This window comes from Streptomyces sp. DS1-CR2, from assembly GCF_055760475.1.
The window spans coordinates 3,194,348-3,212,326 of sequence record NZ_CM147085.1 but is presented as its reverse complement, the minus strand read 5'-3'; the positions used below and the strand labels follow the sequence as shown (position 1 = coordinate 3,212,326).

Sequence of the window (17,979 nt, the reverse complement as noted above, 5' to 3'; positions counted from 1 at the left end):
AGCGCCGGGAGGGCCGGTCAAGAGATCGCGCAGAGAAGCCCGGAGGGAAGGCCGGAGAGCTCCGGGTGCCGGGCGGGAAGAAGTTTGGGCCCGACATGGGACGTGGGACGTCCGCTGCGCCTACGATGCGGCGCATGTCTGAGGAGCCCAGGAACCCGGCGATCCGGCACCGCCGCGTCAGCCAGCAGGTCCAGCGCGCGGTCACACAGCTCATCCTGGACAGAGGGCTGCGGCCCGGCGAACTGCTGCCCACCGAGGCCGAGTTGATGGAATCGCTCGGCGTCAGCAGAAACTCCGTACGCGAGTCCCTCAAGGCACTCCAGGCACTCGACATCGTCGAGATCAGACACGGCTACGGCACCTACGTCGGCCAGGCCTCCCTCACCCCGCTCGCCGACGGCCTCACCTTCCGCACCCTGCTGCGTCCCGCCGCCGACGCGCACGCCCTCGCCGAGATCCTCCAGGTCCGCGAGATCCTCGAGGAAGGCCTGATCCGCAGGGTCGCCGCGGCCCCGCTCCCACCGGAGATCCTCGACCGGCTCGACGGGATCGTCCGGAAAATGGCCGCCGCGGGCCAGGTCGACGAGCCCTTTGCCGACCTCGACAGGGACTTCCACGAGACCCTCTACGGCTCGCTGGGCAACGAGCTGATCCCGCAGCTGCTCGGCGCGTTCTGGAACGTCTTCGACCGCGTCGCCGGCGCGCGCTCCTGGTCCAGCGACCCCGCCCCCGACGTCACCGTCAGCCGCCACCGCGACATCGTCACCGCCCTGCGCGCCCAGGACGCCGTCGGCGCGCAGCGGGCCATGGCCCATCACTTCCGGGGCATCGAGGCACGCGCGGAACAGGAGACGAGAGGCGTCGAGTGAGCGCGCTGGATATCTGTGGAGTTGCGCGCGCACATTCCCCCGGCTTCACACAGCATCGAGCATCCTCGTTTCCGAATAGGGTGTTCGAATTCGCCCTCGCTACATAGAGCCCAGAGGTCGTTCCCACTCTAATTGGCGCGCGTACCCGCCGGGGCGGGAAGCGTGAAATCCGACGGCGGCGGGGAGCCACCTGACGTGGTGGGAACGGCGGCCCGGGCACGCGATCGGAGGTGCGGGAAGGGCTGGGCGAATACCCGCGCCGGAGGCCGGGAATTGCCTCTCGCGTCACCCCGCTGACGATTCAGCGCCACGTCCCGTGTCTGCTCGTGGAATGGGGCCGTTGTTTCGGTTGACGCCGCCGCCCGCCAGACACGCACGGAACGTATGGACAGGAGCCAACGCCGATGAAGCCGCCAATCGGTTCTTACGCCGTCGACATCAGCACCGGACAGGTGGGCCGGGTCATGGGGCACGAGGGTCCGTACGTACAGCTCCGGCCCTTCGGAGGCGGCCGCGAATGGGACTGTCCCCCGGACACGGTGCGAGTGGCGACGACTTCCGAGCGGCTGCGGGCGGCAACGGCCTATGCGAACGCGAGGAGCCGCGGCGAGGTCTCCTGACTCCACCTTGGGAGGTCCCTTGACCGCACCCCTTCGTAGGTCCCGGGCCTCCACCGCTTCGTAGGTCCCGGGCCTCCACCGCTTCGTAGGTCCCGGGCCCCCACCGCTTCGTAGGTCCCCGGCCCCCACCCCTTCGGCGTAGGCGAGAATAGGCGCATGAGCCTGTTCCGCGACGACGGCATCGTGCTGCGCACCCAGAAGCTGGGTGAAGCGGACCGCATCATCACGCTGCTCACTCGCAATCACGGGCGCGTGCGCGCCGTGGCGCGTGGTGTGCGGCGGACCAAGTCCAAGTTCGGGGCGCGGCTCGAGCCCTTCTCGCACGTCGATGTGCAGTTCTTCGCCCGGGGCAGCGAGCTGATCGGGCGCGGGCTGCCGCTGTGCACCCAGAGCGAGACCATCGCCCCCTACGGCGGCGGCATCGTCAGCGACTACGCCCGCTACACCGCCGGCACCGCCATGCTGGAGACCGCGGAACGCTTCACCGACCACGAGGGCGAGCCGGCCGTCCAGCAGTACCTCCTCCTGGTCGGCGGACTGCGGACCCTCTCCAGGGGAGAGCACGAACCCCACCTCGTCCTCGACGCCTTCCTGCTGCGCTCCCTCGCCGTGAACGGCTATGCCCCGAGTTTCGGCGACTGCGCGAAGTGCGGCCTCCCGGGCCCCAACCGGTTCTTCTCCGTCGGCGCGGGCGGCTCGGTTTGCGTCGACTGCCGGGTACCGGGCAGCGTCGTACCCTCACCGCAGGCCCTCATCCTCCTCGGCGCGCTCCTGACCGGCGACTGGGAGACGGCGGACGCGTGCGAGGCACGCTTCGTCAGAGAGGGCAGCGGACTGGTGTCGGCGTATCTGCACTGGCACCTGGAGCGCGGACTGCGCTCCCTGCGTTACGTAGAGAAAAGCTAGAACTGAGCTAGGGGAGAGCCCACATGGCACGTCGCGGAATCCTCGGACGGTCCCGCCGTGAGTACAAGACGCCCGAACCGCACCCGACGGGCGCGCGGCCGCCGAAGATCCCCGGCGAGCTGGTGCCGGAGCACGTCGCCATCGTCATGGACGGCAACGGCCGGTGGGCGAAGGAGCGCGGACTGCCGCGCACCGAGGGCCACAAGGTCGGCGCCGAGCGCGTCATGGACGTCCTCCAGGGCGCGATCGAGATGGGCGTCGGCGCGATCTCGCTCTACGCCTTCTCCACGGAGAACTGGAAGCGCTCACCCGACGAGGTCCGCTTCCTCATGAACTTCAACCGCGACTTCATCCGCAAGACCCGCGACCAGCTCGACGAGCTGGGCGTACGGGTGCGCTGGGTGGGCCGCATGCCCAAGCTGTGGAAATCGGTCGCCCAGGAGCTGGAGATCTCCCAGGAGCAGACCAAGGGCAACGACAGGCTGACCCTGTACTTCTGCATGAACTACGGCGGCCGCGCCGAGATCGCCGACGCCGCGCAGGCCATCGCCGAGGACGTGAAGGCGGGCCGCCTCGACCCGTCGAAGGTCAGCGAGAAGACCTTCGCGAAGTACCTCTACTACCCGGACATGCCGGACGTCGACCTGTTCCTGCGCCCCAGCGGCGAGCAGCGCACCTCCAACTACCTGCTGTGGCAGAGCGCCTACGCCGAAATGGTCTTCCAGGACGTCCTGTGGCCCGACTTCGACCGCCGCGACCTGTGGCGCGCATGCGTGGAATACGCCTCGCGCGACCGCCGCTTCGGCGGCGCGACGCCGAACGAGGTCCTCGCCCAACTGGAGGCCGACAGCTAGCCGCGGGCCGGCGGGGGCTGGTCGCGCAGTTCCCCGCGCCCCTGAAAAGCTGCGGCTTCGCCGCGCTTTCCCCCTGGAGATGGCGCACACAGTGCGCATCTCCAGGGGCGCGGGGAACTGCGCGACCAGCCACGACGAAACCCGCAGCCGCGAGCGCACAGGATCAGGCAGACGAAACGGCGGACGCAGGCGCAGCCTGCCCCCGAAAACCCGCTACTCAGCGGCAGCGGCAGCGCACTCCGCGCACGTACCAAAAATCTCCACCGTGTGCGCCACGTTCACGTACCCGTGCTCCGCGGCGATCGCCTCGGCCCACTTCTCCACGGCCGGTCCCTCGACCTCGACCGCCTTGCCGCACACCCGGCACACCAGGTGATGGTGGTGCTCGCCGCTGGAGCAGCGCCGGTAGACGGCCTCGCCGTCCGACGTGCGCAGGACATCGACCTCGCCCGCGTCGGCGAGGGACTGCAGGGTGCGGTAGACGGTCGTCAGACCCACCGAGTCACCCTTGTGCTTGAGGACGTCGTGGAGATCCTGGGCACTGCGGAACTCGTCCACCTCGTCGAGCGCCGCCGCCACGGCCGCACGCTGGCGGGTCGACCTGCCTCGAACCGGGGCTCCCACTGTTGCCTCCTCGGATTTACTGCCGGCGGCCCATTGTGCCAGGCCGCGCGGTGCCCGGGTCAGACCTTGGCCCCGGCCTGACCGGGGATCCGGCCTGGAATCGTGCACTCCGCCGGGTCGCCGGTCGCGCTCGCCGCCGCCCGCGCCCTGCGCCTGGCCAGCGGCGTGGCGATCAGGCTGAAGACGATGAACGCCGCGATGGTCAGCAGCACGATCGTCGCGCCGGGCGGGATCTCGACGTAGTAGTTGGTAATGGTGCCGCCCAGCGTGGTGGTGACGCCGATGGCGACGGCGATCGCGAACGTCGCCGCGAAGCTCCGCGTCAGCTGCTGCGCCGCCGCCACCGGGACCACCATCAGCGCCGACACCAGGAGCAGGCCCACGACGCGCATCGCGACGGTGACGGTCGCCGCCGCGGTCACCGCGACGAGCAGGTTCAGGACGCGCACCGGCAGGCCGGTGACCCGGGCGAACTCCTCGTCCTGGCTGACCGCGAACAGCTGCCGGCGCAGACCGATCGTGACCAGGGCGACGAACCCGGCGAGGACACAGATCGCCACGAGGTCGCTCTGCGAGACGGTCGACAGCGAACCGAAGAGATAGCTCTGCAGATTCGCCGTGGAGCCGCCGGGGGCGAGGTTGATCAGCATCACGCCGCCCGCCATACCCCCGTAGAAGAGCATCGCGAGCGCGATGTCGCCGCGCGTCTTCCCGTACCAGCGGATCAGCTCCATGATCACCACACCGACCACGGAGACGGCCATCGCCATCCACACGGGCGACGTGGAGAGCAGGAAGCCGAGGCCGACGCCCGTCATCGCGACATGCCCGATGCCGTCGCCCATCAGGGCCTGCCTGCGCTGGACGAGATAGATGCCGATCGCGGGGGCGGTGATGCCCACCAGGACCGCGGCGAGCAGGGCCCGCTGCATGAAAGCGGAGTCGAGGAATTCCATGTCAGCTCAGCAGTCCTGTGCGTACGGGGGTGAGATCCGAGGTGTGCGGGTGGACGTGGTCGTGGCCCGGCAGCGCGTGCTGGCCCACCGCCTCGGGCGGCGGCCCGTCGTGCAGGACACAGCCGTCGCGCAGCACGACCGCGCGGTCGATCAGCGGCTCCAGGGGACCCAGCTCGTGCAGGACGAGCAGCACGGAGACACCGGCCGCGACCTGCGCCCGCAGCGTCTGAGCGAGGATCTCCTGGCTCGCCAGGTCGACGCCCGCCATGGGCTCGTCCATGATCAGCAGCTCGGGCTCGGAGACCAGGGCACGCGCGATCAGCACGCGCTGGTGCTGGCCGCCGGAGAGCGCGTCCACCGAGTCCTTGGCACGGTCGGCCATCCCGACCAGGTCCAGCGCCCGGCGCACCGCCTCACGGTCGGCCTTGCGCAGCAGCCCGAACCGGGCCCGCGACAGCCGCCCCGAGGACACGACCTCGGTGACCGTGGCCGGCACACCGCCCGCGGCGGTCGTCCGCTGCGGCACGTACCCGACCCTCGCCCAGTCCCGGAACCGCCGCCGTGGCGTACCGAAGATCTCGACCTCGCCGCCGCTGACCTGCACCTGTCCGATCACCGTACGGACGGCCGTCGACTTGCCCGAACCATTGGCGCCGAGCAGGGCCACGACCTCACCGCGGCGCACGGTCAGATCGATGCCGCGCAGCACGGGACGCGAGCCGAGCTCGGCCGTCACGCTGCGCAGGGCTATGACGGGCTCGCCGGCCTTCACCGATGCGTCCATGCCGCTGTCCTCCGTGGTCACTTGGCGCCGAGCGCCGTCTGCAGGGCCTTCAGATTCGAATCCATCACCTGGATGTAGTCGTCGCCCCTGGACTTGTCCGTGATGCCCTCGAGCGGGTCGAGCACATCGGTCTTGAGATGCGCGTCGCCCGCGAGGGTCTTCGCCGTCCTGTCGCTGACGAGCGTCTCGTAGAAGATCGTGGTCACCCCGTCGGCCTTCGCCATGCTCTGGAGATCCTTCACGCGCGCCGCGCTGGGCTCGCTCTCCGGGTCGAGACCGCTGATGGCCTCCTCGGTGAGCCCGTACCGCTCGGCCAGATAGCCGAAGGCCGCATGGGTCGTGATGAACACCTTCGAGCCGGTGTTCTTCAGCCCGTCCTTGAACCGAGTGTTCAGCCCGTCGAGCTTGCCGACCAGCGCCGCGGTGTTCTTCTTGTACGCCGCCGCGTGATCCGGGTCGGCCTTCTCGAAGGCCTTGCCCACACCCTCGGCGACCTCGGCGTACTTCACCGGGTCCAGCCAGATGTGCGGGTCGCTGCCGCCCTCCGAGCCGTGCTCGTGGTCATGGTCGTGCTCCTCGGCGTGCCCGCCGACCTCGGTGCCGTGCTTCTCCAGATGCGTCAGAGAGGCGGCGTCGACCTTGGTCTTGATCCCGGACTGCTGTATCGCGTCGTCGACGGCCGGCTGGAGGCCCTTGAGATAGAGGGCGACACCCGCGTCCTGGAGCTGCGCGGTCTGCTTCGCGCTGATCTCCAGGTCGTGCGGCTCCTGGCCGGGCTTGGTCAGATTGGTGACGGCGACGTGGTCCCCGCCGATCTGCTCCGCGAGGTACTGCATCGGATAGAAGGACGCCACCACCGCGAGCTTGCCGTCACTGTTCTTGCCGTCACCCGAGGAGGCGGAGCAGGCCGACAGGGCCGTGAGGCCGAGCACGGTGACGGAGGCGACAGCGGCGGTGGGGATGAGGCGTCGTACGTTCATGACACTCATTTTCAACAAATCTGGAAACGATTGTCAACAAGCTGTCGCCGTGATCACACCGAAACGGGCATCCCACCCCAGCCCGGACCCCGGACCCACAACCGATTTGATCCGGAGCCCCACGCCGCCGGTAACCTGAAGCATTCGCATTCGCTCTGAAGCAGCAATCGCTTCGTCGTCGTCGTAATGAAGAGAGCACCGTGGCCGCCGACAAGATCGACACCATCGTCAGCCTCAGCAAGCGCCGTGGCTTCGTCTACCCGTGCAGCGAGATCTACGGCGGCCAGCGTGCCGCCTGGGACTACGGGCCGCTGGGCGTCGAGCTGAAGGAAAACCTCAAGCGCCAGTGGTGGCGCTACATGGTCACTTCGCGCGAGGACGTCGTCGGTATCGACTCGTCCGTGATCCTGGCGACCGAGGTCTGGCAGGCCTCCGGTCACGTCGCCACGTTCACCGACCCGCTCACCGAGTGCACCTCCTGCCACAAGCGGTACCGCGCGGACCACCTGGAGGAGGCGTACGAGGCCAAGCACGGCAAGCTGCCGGAGAACGGCCTTACCGACCTCAACTGCCCCAACTGCGGCAACAAGGGCACCTTCACCGAGCCCAAGCAGTTCTCGGGCCTGCTCTCCACGCACCTCGGCCCCACGCAGGACAGCGGCTCCATCGCCTACCTGCGCCCCGAGACCGCCCAGGGCATCTTCACCAACTTCGCCAGCGTCCAGCAGACCTCGCGCCGCAAGCCGCCGTTCGGCATCGCCCAGATGGGCAAGAGCTTCCGCAACGAGATCACGCCCGGCAACTTCATCTTCCGCACCCGCGAGTTCGAGCAGATGGAGATGGAATTCTTCGTCAAGCCGGGCGAGGACGAGAAGTGGCAGGAGTACTGGATGGAGCAGCGCTGGAACTGGTACACCGGCCTCGGCATGCGCGAGGAGAACATGCGCTGGTTCGAGCACCCGGCGGAGAAGCTCTCCCACTACTCCAAGCGCACCGCTGACATCGAGTACCGCTTCCGCTTCGGCGGCAACGAGTGGGGCGAGCTCGAGGGCGTCGCCAACCGCACGGACTACGACCTCTCCGCGCACTCCAAGGCCTCCGGCCAGGACCTCTCCTACTTCGACCAGGAAGCCGGCGAGCGCTACACCCCGTACGTCATCGAGCCCGCCGCCGGTGTCGGCCGCTCCATGCTCGCCTTCATGCTCGACGCCTACGTCGAGGACGAGGCGCCCAACGCCAAGGGCAAGATGGAGAAGCGCACCGTCATGCGCTTCGACCACCGCCTCGCGCCGGTGAAGGTCGCGGTCCTCCCGCTCTCCCGCAACCCGGAGCTGTCCCCGAAGGCCAAGGGGCTTGCCACCGCGCTGCGCCAGAACTGGAACATCGACTTCGACGACGCGGGCGCCATCGGCCGCCGCTACCGCCGCCAGGACGAGATCGGTACGCCGTACTGCGTCACCGTCGACTTCGACACCCTCGACGACAACGCCGTCACGGTCCGCGAGCGCGACACCATGAAGCAGGAGCGCGTCTCCCTCGACCAGATCGAGGGCTACCTGGCGACGCGCCTCGTCGGCTGCTGAACCCAGGGCTGCGCCCAGGCCTGCGCCCAGGCCTGAACCCCTAAGGGGTCCCGCACCACAGAAGCGGCCCAGGAGCGTGCACATCGCGCTCCTGGGCCGCTTCCGTCGTTCCCGGGCGGCCGCGGACGCCGGCGAGACACACAACGCACCACAGAAACCCCCTGTTGATATTGCTCTTGCTGCACACTCCTTGCGGAACGCGCGCCCACAGGGGCCGCGGAGGAGGCGTCATGCTGCCGAACACCACCACGAGCAAGGTCAGCCGCTGGGACCAGCACGGCCGGGAGCACACGGTGCGGGTACAGCGCTCGGGCCCGCGACGCACCATCAGATGCGACACCTGCGGCTGGCGAAAACCGGCCCAGTTCCTGCCCTGGCTCAAGGCCGAGGAGCACCTCGCCCAGGAGCACCAGGCGACAGTGGACCCCTCGGTTCAGGGGCCTCAGTAGGACCGAATTGACACAGGGCCCGGAGATCTCTAGAGTCCTCCGAGTTGTCACCCGGCCGGTCGGCCCCGTGGCGGCACCTCCGCCGCTCAAGCGGCACCCAAACAAGCGCGATCTCCCACCGGGAGCGAATTCGGCACGCCCGAATTCAATTCACGGTGGATTCGGTGGCCCGATTAGGAGCCGCCGGGGGAATCCGCTAAAGTCTGGGACGTCGGAACGGCCGAACAGCCGGGAAGGCACGGCATTAACATCCGGCTCCGCCGGGTGGCCACTGACTGGAAATCAGGCCCGAAAGGATCTGATAGAGTCGGAACCGCCGGAAAGGGAAACGCGGAAGCCGAAAGGCCGGAGCGGAAACCTGAAAGGCACTGAGGAAATCGGACACGAAAGAGTCTGATAGAGTCGGAAACGCAGGACCGAAGGGAAACTGCCCGGAGGAAAGCCTGAGAGAGTCTCTTGGGTGAGTACAAAGGAAGCGTCCGTTCCTTGAGAACTCAACAGCGTGCCAAAAGTCAACGCCAGATTGACAACCCCGGCCCATCTTTGGTGGGTTGGAGGTTCCTTTGAAAAAGTCCTCACTCCGACACCGGGGTGGGGCAACACTAGCGAGGACGCAGTGAATCGTGGGGATTATTCCTCCCGGCGGTTCCGCTCTCGTGGTGTGGTCCCGATTACGGGAAAACATTCACGGAGAGTTTGATCCTGGCTCAGGACGAACGCTGGCGGCGTGCTTAACACATGCAAGTCGAACGATGAAGCCCTTCGGGGTGGATTAGTGGCGAACGGGTGAGTAACACGTGGGCAATCTGCCCTGCACTCTGGGACAAGCCCTGGAAACGGGGTCTAATACCGGATGACACCCCCTCTCGCATGGGAGGGGGTTGAAAGCTCCGGCGGTGCAGGATGAGCCCGCGGCCTATCAGCTTGTTGGTGAGGTAGAAGCTCACCAAGGCGACGACGGGTAGCCGGCCTGAGAGGGCGACCGGCCACACTGGGACTGAGACACGGCCCAGACTCCTACGGGAGGCAGCAGTGGGGAATATTGCACAATGGGCGAAAGCCTGATGCAGCGACGCCGCGTGAGGGATGACGGCCTTCGGGTTGTAAACCTCTTTCAGCAGGGAAGAAGCGAAAGTGACGGTACCTGCAGAAGAAGCGCCGGCTAACTACGTGCCAGCAGCCGCGGTAATACGTAGGGCGCAAGCGTTGTCCGGAATTATTGGGCGTAAAGAGCTCGTAGGCGGCTTGTCACGTCGGTTGTGAAAGCCCGGGGCTTAACCCCGGGTCTGCAGTCGATACGGGCAGGCTAGAGTGTGGTAGGGGAGATCGGAATTCCTGGTGTAGCGGTGAAATGCGCAGATATCAGGAGGAACACCGGTGGCGAAGGCGGATCTCTGGGCCATTACTGACGCTGAGGAGCGAAAGCGTGGGGAGCGAACAGGATTAGATACCCTGGTAGTCCACGCCGTAAACGGTGGGAACTAGGTGTTGGCGACATTCCACGTCGTCGGTGCCGCAGCTAACGCATTAAGTTCCCCGCCTGGGGAGTACGGCCGCAAGGCTAAAACTCAAAGGAATTGACGGGGGCCCGCACAAGCAGCGGAGCATGTGGCTTAATTCGACGCAACGCGAAGAACCTTACCAAGGCTTGACATATACCGGAAAGCATCAGAGATGGTGCCCCCCTTGTGGTCGGTATACAGGTGGTGCATGGCTGTCGTCAGCTCGTGTCGTGAGATGTTGGGTTAAGTCCCGCAACGAGCGCAACCCTTGTTCTGTGTTGCCAGCATGCCCTTCGGGGTGATGGGGACTCACAGGAGACTGCCGGGGTCAACTCGGAGGAAGGTGGGGACGACGTCAAGTCATCATGCCCCTTATGTCTTGGGCTGCACACGTGCTACAATGGCAGGTACAATGAGCTGCGATGCCGCGAGGCGGAGCGAATCTCAAAAAGCCTGTCTCAGTTCGGATTGGGGTCTGCAACTCGACCCCATGAAGTCGGAGTTGCTAGTAATCGCAGATCAGCATTGCTGCGGTGAATACGTTCCCGGGCCTTGTACACACCGCCCGTCACGTCACGAAAGTCGGTAACACCCGAAGCCGGTGGCCCAACCCCCTTGTGGGGAGGGAGCTGTCGAAGGTGGGACTGGCGATTGGGACGAAGTCGTAACAAGGTAGCCGTACCGGAAGGTGCGGCTGGATCACCTCCTTTCTAAGGAGCACTTTGGCTGCCGGGTTTCACCTGGTGGTCCAAGAGCCATTTCGTCGGCAAACGTCCGGCGGTGGTTGCTCAAGGGTGGAACGTTGACTATTCGACCGGGTTCACGGGTCGGAGGCTGTGAGTACTGCCCCTTCGGGGCGTGGAAAGCATGATCTCCGGGCGTCACCGGGTCGGGCACGCTGTTGGGTGTCTGAAGGTACGGCCGAAACGGTCGCCTTCAGTGCCGGCCCCGGTAAAGATCTGCTTCGGTGGGTTGTGACGGGTGGTTGGTCGTTGTTTGAGAACTGCACAGTGGACGCGAGCATCTGTGGCCAAGTTTTTAAGGGCGCACGGTGGATGCCTTGGCACCAGGAACCGATGAAGGACGTGGGAGGCCACGATAGTCCCCGGGGAGTCGTCAACCAGGCTTTGATCCGGGGGTTTCCGAATGGGGAAACCCGGCAGTCGTCATGGGCTGTCACCCGCTGCTGAACACATAGGCAGTGTGGAGGGAACGCGGGGAAGTGAAACATCTCAGTACCCGCAGGAAGAGAAAACAACCGTGATTCCGGGAGTAGTGGCGAGCGAAACTGGATGAGGCCAAACCATATGCGTGTGATACCCGGCAGGGGTTGCGCATGTGGGGTTGTGGGATCTCTCTTCTGTCGTCTGCCGGCGACAGGACGAGTCAGAAACCGTTGATGTAGGCGAAGGACATGCGAAAGGTCCGGCGTAGAGGGTAAGACCCCCGTAGTCGAAACATCAGCGGCTCGTTTGAGAGACACCCAAGTAGCACGGGGCCCGAGAAATCCCGTGTGAATCTGGCGGGACCACCCGCTAAGCCTAAATATTCCCTGGTGACCGATAGCGGATAGTACCGTGAGGGAATGGTGAAAAGTACCGCGGGAGCGGAGTGAAATAGTACCTGAAACCGTGTGCCTACAAGCCGTGGGAGCGTCGCTGTATGTGCTTGCACATGCAGTCGTGACTGCGTGCCTTTTGAAGAATGAGCCTGCGAGTTTGCGGTGCGTTGCGAGGTTAACCCGTGTGGGGAAGCCGTAGCGAAAGCGAGTCCGAATAGGGCGGTTTAGTAGCGCGCTCAAGACCCGAAGCGGAGTGATCTAGCCATGGGCAGGTTGAAGCGGAGGTAAGACTTCGTGGAGGACCGAACCCACCAGGGTTGAAAACCTGGGGGATGACCTGTGGTTAGGGGTGAAAGGCCAATCAAACTCCGTGATAGCTGGTTCTCCCCGAAATGCATTTAGGTGCAGCGTCGTGTGTTTCTTGCCGGAGGTAGAGCACTGGATAGGCGATGGGCCCTACCGGGTTACTGACCTTAGCCAAACTCCGAATGCCGGTAAGTGAGAGCGCGGCAGTGAGACTGTGGGGGATAAGCTCCATGGTCGAGAGGGAAACAGCCCAGAGCATCGACTAAGGCCCCTAAGCGTACGCTAAGTGGGAAAGGATGTGGAGTCGCACAGACAACCAGGAGGTTGGCTTAGAAGCAGCCACCCTTGAAAGAGTGCGTAATAGCTCACTGGTCTAGTGATTCCGCGCCGACAATGTAGCGGGGCTCAAGCGTACCGCCGAAGTCGTGTCATTCCAGCGTGAGGGCCAACGCCTGCTGGGATGGGTAGGGGAGCGTCGTGTGCCGGGTGAAGCAGCCGCGGAAGCGAGTTGTGGACGGTTCACGAGTGAGAATGCAGGCATGAGTAGCGATACACACGTGAGAAACGTGTGCGCCGATTGACTAAGGGTTCCTGGGTCAAGCTGATCTGCCCAGGGTAAGTCGGGACCTAAGGCGAGGCCGACAGGCGTAGTCGATGGATAACCGGTTGATATTCCGGTACCCGCTGTGAAGCGTCAAACATTGAATCAGGCGATGCTAAGTCCGTGAAGCCGTTCCGGACCCTTCGGGGAAAGGAAAGTGGTGGAGCCGACGGACCAGACTTGTAGTAGGTGAGTGATGGGGTGACGCAGGAAGGTAGTCCAGCCCGGGCGGTGGTTGTCCCGGGGTAAGGGTGTAGGCCGTGTGGCAGGTAAATCCGTCACACATTAAGGCTGAGACCTGATGCCGAGCCGATTGTGGTGAAGTGGATGATCCTATGCTGTCGAGAAAAGCCTCTAGCGAGTTTCATGGCGGCCCGTACCCTAAACCGACTCAGGTGGTCAGGTAGAGAATACCGAGGCGTTCGGGTGAACTATGGTTAAGGAACTCGGCAAAATGCCCCCGTAACTTCGGGAGAAGGGGGGCCATCACCGGTGATTGGATTTACTTCATGAGCTGGGGGTGGCCGCAGAGACCAGCGAGAAGCGACTGTTTACTAAAAACACAGGTCCGTGCGAAGCCGTAAGGCGATGTATACGGACTGACGCCTGCCCGGTGCTGGAACGTTAAGGGGACCGGTTAGTGCACTTTCGGGTGTGCGAAGCTGAGAACTTAAGCGCCAGTAAACGGCGGTGGTAACTATAACCATCCTAAGGTAGCGAAATTCCTTGTCGGGTAAGTTCCGACCTGCACGAATGGCGTAACGACTTCTCGACTGTCTCAACCATAGGCCCGGTGAAATTGCACTACGAGTAAAGATGCTCGTTTCGCGCAGCAGGACGGAAAGACCCCGGGACCTTTACTACAGTTTGATATTGGTGTTCGGTTCGGCTTGTGTAGGATAGGTGGGAGACTGTGAACTCTGGACGCCAGTTCAGGGGGAGTCGTCGTTGAAATACCACTCTGGTCGTGCTGGATGTCTAACCTGGGTCCGTGATCCGGATCAGGGACAGTGTCTGATGGGTAGTTTAACTGGGGCGGTTGCCTCCTAAAGAGTAACGGAGGCGCCCAAAGGTTCCCTCAGCCTGGTTGGTAATCAGGTGTTGAGTGTAAGTGCACAAGGGAGCTTGACTGTGAGACCGACGGGTCGAGCAGGGACGAAAGTCGGGACTAGTGATCCGGCGGTGGCTTGTGGAAGCGCCGTCGCTCAACGGATAAAAGGTACCCCGGGGATAACAGGCTGATCTTCCCCAAGAGTCCATATCGACGGGATGGTTTGGCACCTCGATGTCGGCTCGTCGCATCCTGGGGCTGGAGTCGGTCCCAAGGGTTGGGCTGTTCGCCCATTAAAGCGGTACGCGAGCTGGGTTTAGAACGTCGTGAGACAGTTCGGTCCCTATCCGCTGTGCGCGTAGGAGTCTTGAGAAGGGCTGTCCCTAGTACGAGAGGACCGGGACGGACGAACCTCTGGTGTGCCAGTTGTCCTGCCAAGGGCATGGCTGGTTGGCTACGTTCGGAAAGGATAACCGCTGAAAGCATCTAAGCGGGAAGCCTGCTTCGAGATGAGGACTCCCACCCCCTTTGAGGGGTTAAGGCTCCCAGTAGACGACTGGGTTGATAGGCCAGATCTGGAAGCCCGGTAACGGGTGGAGGTGACTGGTACTAATAGGCCGAGGGCTTGTCCTCAGTTGCTCGCGTCCACTGTGTTGGTTCTGAAACCACGAACAACCCCACGTTTGTCACAGAGCGTGGTGCGGTTGACAGTTTCATAGTGTTTCGGTGGTCATAGCGTGAGGGAAACGCCCGGTTACATTCCGAACCCGGAAGCTAAGCCTCACAGCGCCGATGGTACTGCAGGGGGGACCCTGTGGGAGAGTAGGACGCCGCCGAACTAATTTTGAAGAAAACCCCCGTAACGGATGAGAATCCTGTTACGGGGGTTTTCTGCGTTTAAGGGGTTGGTCCCCTTTTCTGCCGGACTCCTTTTTCAAAGTCCGGCCGAATGCTGTGCGGAGGGGCGGTGCGGTCAGGAATTCAGGCCGCGGAGGACGAGATCTGTGAGGGCCCCGAACTCCTCGTCGATGCCGGCCTTCTGCCACTCACCCGCGTACGCCGGATCGTGGAAGCGATTCGTAGCGTCGAATACCGCGCGGGCGGTCAGAGCGGGGTCAGGGTGAGGGAGGCTGAACTCTCCCCTGGTGATGCCGTCCTGAATGATGTGGTCGAGCTGCATGATCAGCTCACCGACGTGGAGTTCGACCACCCGGCTGTTCTCGCTGATCAGTACTTGGTAGGTGGCGAAAAGCTGCGGATCGTCGCCCGCCTTGCGGCGCTTGGCCGCGAACAGCGTCGCGAGCCATTGGCGCAACATGGCGGGCGCCGTCAGCGAGCCGTCCGTCATGAGCAGTTGCAGTTCGTTCGTAGTGCGGTCGAGCCAGCGCTTCGTGACCGCCTCGCGCAACTGTGCCTTCGTGCCGAAATGCCGGTAGACGCTGCCGTGACTGACGCCGAGCGCGCGGGCCACGTCGACGACGTTCGCCTTGGCGGGACCATGCCGGCGCAGCACCTCCTCGGTCGCCTCGAGGATGCGCTCGGTGGTCAGGGTCTCGGTTGCCATGATGCCGACCGTACCGGGGCGCCGATCAGCGCTCGCTGTCGAGGTGTGCCATCTGTGCCTCGGGATAGCGGTCACCCGCGGCGGCACCGGCCGGGACGGCCTTCTCGATAGCGGCGAGGTCCGCCGAGTCCAGGGTGACGTCGAGAGCGCCGAGCGCCTCCGTCAGCCGGTCCCTGCGACGGGCGCCGACCAGGGGCACGATGTCGTCGCCGCGGCTGAGGACCCAGGCGATGGCGACCTGTGCGACGCTGGCGCCCTTCTGCTCGGCGATCTTGCGCAGCGACTCGACGAGGTCAAGGTTGTGCTGGAGGTTCTCGCCCTGGAAGCGCGGGCTCATTCCGCGGAAGTCGTTCGCGGCGAGCTTGCGGTCCCGGCCGAAGTGCCCGGAGATCAGACCGCGCGACAGAACCCCGTACGCCGTGACGCCGATGCCGAGTTCGCGGACGACCGGCAGGATCGCGTCCTCGATGCCGCGGGAGATCAACGAGTACTCGATCTGCAGATCGGAGATGGGGGCGGTGGCCGCGGCCCGCCGGATCGTGTCGGCGCCGACCTCGCTCAGGCCGATGTGCCTGACGTGTCCCTTCTCGACGAGCTCGGAGATGGCCCCGACGGTCTCCTCGATCGGTACGTCGGGGTCGACGCGGGCGATCCGGTATACGTCGATGTGGTCGACGCCGAGGCGCTGGAGCGAGTACGCCGCGAAGTTCTTCACGGCGGCCGGCCGGCCGTCGTAGCTGGACCAGCCACCGTCCGGGTCCCGGAGAGCGCCGAACTTCACGCTGGTCAGCGCCTTCTCGCGGTGCGCGGCGGGGGCGGTCCGCAGAGCCTCCCCGATGAGCATCTCGTTGTGCCCCATCGCGTAGAAGTCCCCGGTGTCGAGCAGGGTGATGCCGGCGTCGAGGGCCGCGTGGATGGTGGCGATGGACTCGCCCCGGTCGGCCTCGCCGTAGAGCGCGGACATCCCCATGCAGCCGAGCCCGATGGCGGAGACCTGAGGACCGGTGGAGCCTAGGGAGCGGGGGTGGAGGGTGGGAGAGGCGGGAGTGGTGGGGGACATAGGGCGCTCCTTGGATCGGTGCCGCCAGTTCGACAGTTCGGATGTCTCCCTGTCCACGATGGCATGACAGCTGACAGATTTCAATATCTGTCAGCTGTTATCTGTTACCTGCTCCCTGTCATCCGTCATCCGTCATCCGTCATCCGTCAAGCGTCATCTGTCATGCGAGGCGTGGGAACGAGCGCCGGGCAGCGCTGGGCACGCCCGGGGTGCTCGGGGTGCTAGGCCAGCCCCGGGCAGCGCAGCGTCGCGCAGGTCCTCAGCTCACCGCCCGTGGCAGCCTCAAGCTCAGTGCCGTTGTCAGGGCGATGCCTGTCAGTTGCACCAGCAGCGTCGTCACCAGTGCGTCTCGTGTGCCCAGGCTTGGGGTCAGGGTGAGGAACAGGGAGCCGAGTGTGGCTACGCCGAGGGCCAGGGCCGACTGCTGGGTGGTGATCATGACGCCGCTGCCTACTCCCGCCCGCGACGCCGGTACCTCGGACAGGATGAGCCGGAAGAGTATGGGGAGTTGGAGTGCCTGGCCCGCGCCCGCGAGTGCGGCTCCCGGCATCAGTTCCAGGACGCCGAGGTCGGGCCAGGTTCGCCAGGCCGCGAGGGCGATCAGGGCGACGCCGGCCCCCTGGATCATGCCGCCCGCGGTGACGACCCGGGTGCCGTAGCGGGCGACGAGGCGCGGGCCCGCGAGGGACACTGCGAAGAAGACGACGGCCATGGGCGCGAGGGCCAGGCCCGCCGGTACGGGGCCGAGGTGTTCGCCCTGCTGGAGCGCCACCGCGATCACGAACATGAAGCCGCTGAATCCGATGGAGAACGGCACGACCATGATCAGGCCGCGGCGCAGTGAGACCAGCGCGAAGAGGCTGGGCGGGACCAGTGGGGTGCGGCCATGCCGGTCCGCACGGCGTTCCACCTGGTAGAAGGCGTACGCGACGAAGGGGAAGACCGCGAGCGAGAGCCACGTCCACAGAGGCCAGCCCGCCGCCCTGCCCTCGGTCAGGGGTGCGAGGAGCGTGAGCAGGGACGCGGCGAGGAGTACCGTGCCGGGGCCGTCGACCGGCTCGGGGTGCGGGGAGCGCGTCTCGGGGACGGCGCGGGCGGCCAGGAAGAGGCCGACGAGGACTACGGGGACGTTCACCAGGAACACGGACCGCCAGCCGGTCCCGAACACGTCCGCTGCGACGAGGACGCCGCCCAGGATCTGGCCGGTGACCATGGACAGGCCCGCCGTCGCCCCGTACAGGCCCATGGCCTTCGCCCGGCGCCGGCCCGTCGTCGTCGACTGGATGGTGGCGAGGACCTGCGGGAGCATCGCGGCCGACGCGGCGCCCTGCGCGACGCGCGCGGCCACTAGGGTCCAGGCGTCGGGGGCGAGGCCGCAGGCCAGCGAGGTCAGGCCGAAGGCGGTCATGCCGCCGAGGAACAGCCTGCGCCGGCCGAAGAGATCGCCGAGCCGTCCGCCGAGGACGAGCAGGACGGCGTACGCGAGTCCGTAGCCCGCGACGACGAGTTCGAGGAGCGCCTCGCCCGCGGCCAGGTCGTGGCCGATGGTGGGCAGGGCGACGTTCACGATGAAGAAGTCGATGAGAGGGAGGGCCGCGCCTACGAGCACGGTGAAGAGCCCTAGTCCGCCGAGTGCCGGTGGGGCCGTGGCGGAGCGGGCGGTGGTGGCGACAGAGAGGGAACGGGTCCCGGTTCCGGTCATGGATACC

General features: G+C 65.4%; 13 protein-coding genes and 3 rRNA genes. 9 read left to right on the top strand and 7 right to left on the bottom strand.

The window, feature by feature from the left end:
• Positions 1-125: 125 nt before the first annotated feature.
• The 4 genes from ACY0PA_RS15875 (at position 126) to ACY0PA_RS15860 (ending at position 3,249) form a co-directional block, all read left to right on the top strand.
• Entirely contained in the window at positions 126-869 is a 744-nt protein-coding gene (locus ACY0PA_RS15875) for a FadR/GntR family transcriptional regulator (protein ID WP_473085238.1), read from the top strand.
• Between the two features lie 404 nt (positions 870-1,273).
• On the top strand, positions 1,274-1,489 hold the full coding sequence (locus ACY0PA_RS15870; RefSeq protein ID WP_473085237.1) for a hypothetical protein: 216 nt from the start codon (positions 1,274-1,276) through the stop codon (positions 1,487-1,489).
• A 156-nt stretch (positions 1,490-1,645) separates the two neighbouring features.
• The gene (recO, locus tag ACY0PA_RS15865; protein WP_100594283.1) at positions 1,646-2,395 is read left to right on the top strand and encodes a DNA repair protein RecO; all 750 of its coding nucleotides are present in this window, start codon (positions 1,646-1,648) and stop codon (positions 2,393-2,395) included.
• Between the two features lie 23 nt (positions 2,396-2,418).
• On the top strand, positions 2,419-3,249 hold the full coding sequence (locus ACY0PA_RS15860; protein ID WP_473085236.1) for an isoprenyl transferase: 831 nt from the start codon (positions 2,419-2,421) through the stop codon (positions 3,247-3,249).
• 213 nt (positions 3,250-3,462) lie between these two features.
• Here ACY0PA_RS15860 and ACY0PA_RS15855 read toward each other — a convergent pair whose 3' ends face one another.
• Genes ACY0PA_RS15855 through ACY0PA_RS15840 form a run of 4 tightly spaced genes read right to left on the bottom strand, consistent with a single transcriptional unit; the run spans position 3,463 to position 6,593 of the window.
• Positions 3,463-3,873, bottom strand: a complete 411-nt coding sequence (locus ACY0PA_RS15855) for a Fur family transcriptional regulator (protein ID WP_473085235.1) — start codon at positions 3,871-3,873, stop codon at positions 3,463-3,465.
• 59 nt (positions 3,874-3,932) lie between these two features.
• Positions 3,933-4,829: a metal ABC transporter permease gene (locus tag ACY0PA_RS15850; RefSeq protein ID WP_473085234.1), complete on the bottom strand. Its 897-nt coding sequence runs from the start codon at positions 4,827-4,829 to the stop codon at positions 3,933-3,935.
• Between the two features lies 1 nt (position 4,830).
• Complete coding sequence (locus tag ACY0PA_RS15845) at positions 4,831-5,613, bottom strand: metal ABC transporter ATP-binding protein (RefSeq protein ID WP_473085233.1); 783 nt, start codon at positions 5,611-5,613, stop codon at positions 4,831-4,833.
• A gap of 17 nt (positions 5,614-5,630) precedes the next feature.
• Positions 5,631-6,593, bottom strand: a complete 963-nt coding sequence (locus ACY0PA_RS15840) for a metal ABC transporter substrate-binding protein (RefSeq protein ID WP_473085232.1) — start codon at positions 6,591-6,593, stop codon at positions 5,631-5,633.
• A gap of 200 nt (positions 6,594-6,793) precedes the next feature.
• Between ACY0PA_RS15840 and ACY0PA_RS15835 the strand changes: the two genes are divergently transcribed.
• The 5 genes from ACY0PA_RS15835 (at position 6,794) to rrf (ending at position 14,485) form a co-directional block, all read left to right on the top strand.
• Positions 6,794-8,176 (top strand): glycine--tRNA ligase, encoded by a 1,383-nt coding sequence (locus ACY0PA_RS15835; RefSeq protein WP_100594288.1) that lies wholly within the window; start codon positions 6,794-6,796, stop codon positions 8,174-8,176.
• Between the two features lie 230 nt (positions 8,177-8,406).
• Positions 8,407-8,625, top strand: a complete 219-nt coding sequence (locus ACY0PA_RS15830) for a hypothetical protein (RefSeq protein ID WP_473085231.1) — start codon at positions 8,407-8,409, stop codon at positions 8,623-8,625.
• A 684-nt stretch (positions 8,626-9,309) separates the two neighbouring features.
• Positions 9,310-10,837: ribosomal RNA gene (locus ACY0PA_RS15825) — 16S ribosomal RNA — on the top strand.
• A 318-nt stretch (positions 10,838-11,155) separates the two neighbouring features.
• A 23S ribosomal RNA gene (locus ACY0PA_RS15820) occupies positions 11,156-14,279 on the top strand.
• Positions 14,280-14,368: 89 nt separating this feature from the next.
• A 5S ribosomal RNA gene (gene rrf, locus ACY0PA_RS15815) occupies positions 14,369-14,485 on the top strand.
• Together the 16S, 23S and 5S rRNA genes form the textbook arrangement of a ribosomal RNA operon.
• Before the next feature lie 134 nt (positions 14,486-14,619).
• Here rrf and ACY0PA_RS15810 read toward each other — a convergent pair.
• The 3 genes from ACY0PA_RS15810 to ACY0PA_RS15800 all read right to left on the bottom strand — a co-directional run bounded on the left by ACY0PA_RS15810 (position 14,620) and on the right by ACY0PA_RS15800 (position 17,972).
• Positions 14,620-15,210 (bottom strand): TetR/AcrR family transcriptional regulator, encoded by a 591-nt coding sequence (locus ACY0PA_RS15810; RefSeq protein WP_473085230.1) that lies wholly within the window; start codon positions 15,208-15,210, stop codon positions 14,620-14,622.
• Between the two features lie 25 nt (positions 15,211-15,235).
• Positions 15,236-16,270 carry an aldo/keto reductase gene (locus tag ACY0PA_RS15805; RefSeq protein ID WP_473085229.1) on the bottom strand — a complete coding sequence of 345 codons (1,035 nt, stop codon included), beginning with the start codon at positions 16,268-16,270 and terminating at the stop codon, positions 15,236-15,238.
• A 259-nt stretch (positions 16,271-16,529) separates the two neighbouring features.
• Entirely contained in the window at positions 16,530-17,972 is a 1,443-nt protein-coding gene (locus ACY0PA_RS15800; protein ID WP_473085228.1) for an MFS transporter, read from the bottom strand.
• Positions 17,973-17,979 lie beyond the last annotated feature (7 nt).

Excerpts from the sequence above, each read along its gene's own strand:
- ACY0PA_RS15875 (WP_473085238.1), top strand. The coding sequence starts at position 126 with ATGCGGCGCATGTCTGAGGAGCCCAGGAACCCGGCGATCCGGCACCGC.
- ACY0PA_RS15800 (WP_473085228.1), bottom strand. The coding sequence starts at position 17,972 with ATGACCGGAACCGGGACCCGTTCCCTCTCTGTCGCCACCACCGCCCGC.
- ACY0PA_RS15830 (WP_473085231.1), top strand. The coding sequence starts at position 8,407 with ATGCTGCCGAACACCACCACGAGCAAGGTCAGCCGCTGGGACCAGCAC.
- ACY0PA_RS15850 (WP_473085234.1), bottom strand. The coding sequence starts at position 4,829 with ATGGAATTCCTCGACTCCGCTTTCATGCAGCGGGCCCTGCTCGCCGCG.
- recO (WP_100594283.1), top strand. The coding sequence starts at position 1,646 with ATGAGCCTGTTCCGCGACGACGGCATCGTGCTGCGCACCCAGAAGCTG.
- ACY0PA_RS15810 (WP_473085230.1), bottom strand. The coding sequence starts at position 15,210 with ATGGCAACCGAGACCCTGACCACCGAGCGCATCCTCGAGGCGACCGAG.
- ACY0PA_RS15870 (WP_473085237.1), top strand. The coding sequence starts at position 1,274 with ATGAAGCCGCCAATCGGTTCTTACGCCGTCGACATCAGCACCGGACAG.
- ACY0PA_RS15805 (WP_473085229.1), bottom strand. The coding sequence starts at position 16,270 with ATGTCCCCCACCACTCCCGCCTCTCCCACCCTCCACCCCCGCTCCCTA.
- ACY0PA_RS15840 (WP_473085232.1), bottom strand. The coding sequence starts at position 6,593 with ATGAACGTACGACGCCTCATCCCCACCGCCGCTGTCGCCTCCGTCACC.
- ACY0PA_RS15860 (WP_473085236.1), top strand. The coding sequence starts at position 2,419 with ATGGCACGTCGCGGAATCCTCGGACGGTCCCGCCGTGAGTACAAGACG.
- ACY0PA_RS15845 (WP_473085233.1), bottom strand. The coding sequence starts at position 5,613 with ATGGACGCATCGGTGAAGGCCGGCGAGCCCGTCATAGCCCTGCGCAGC.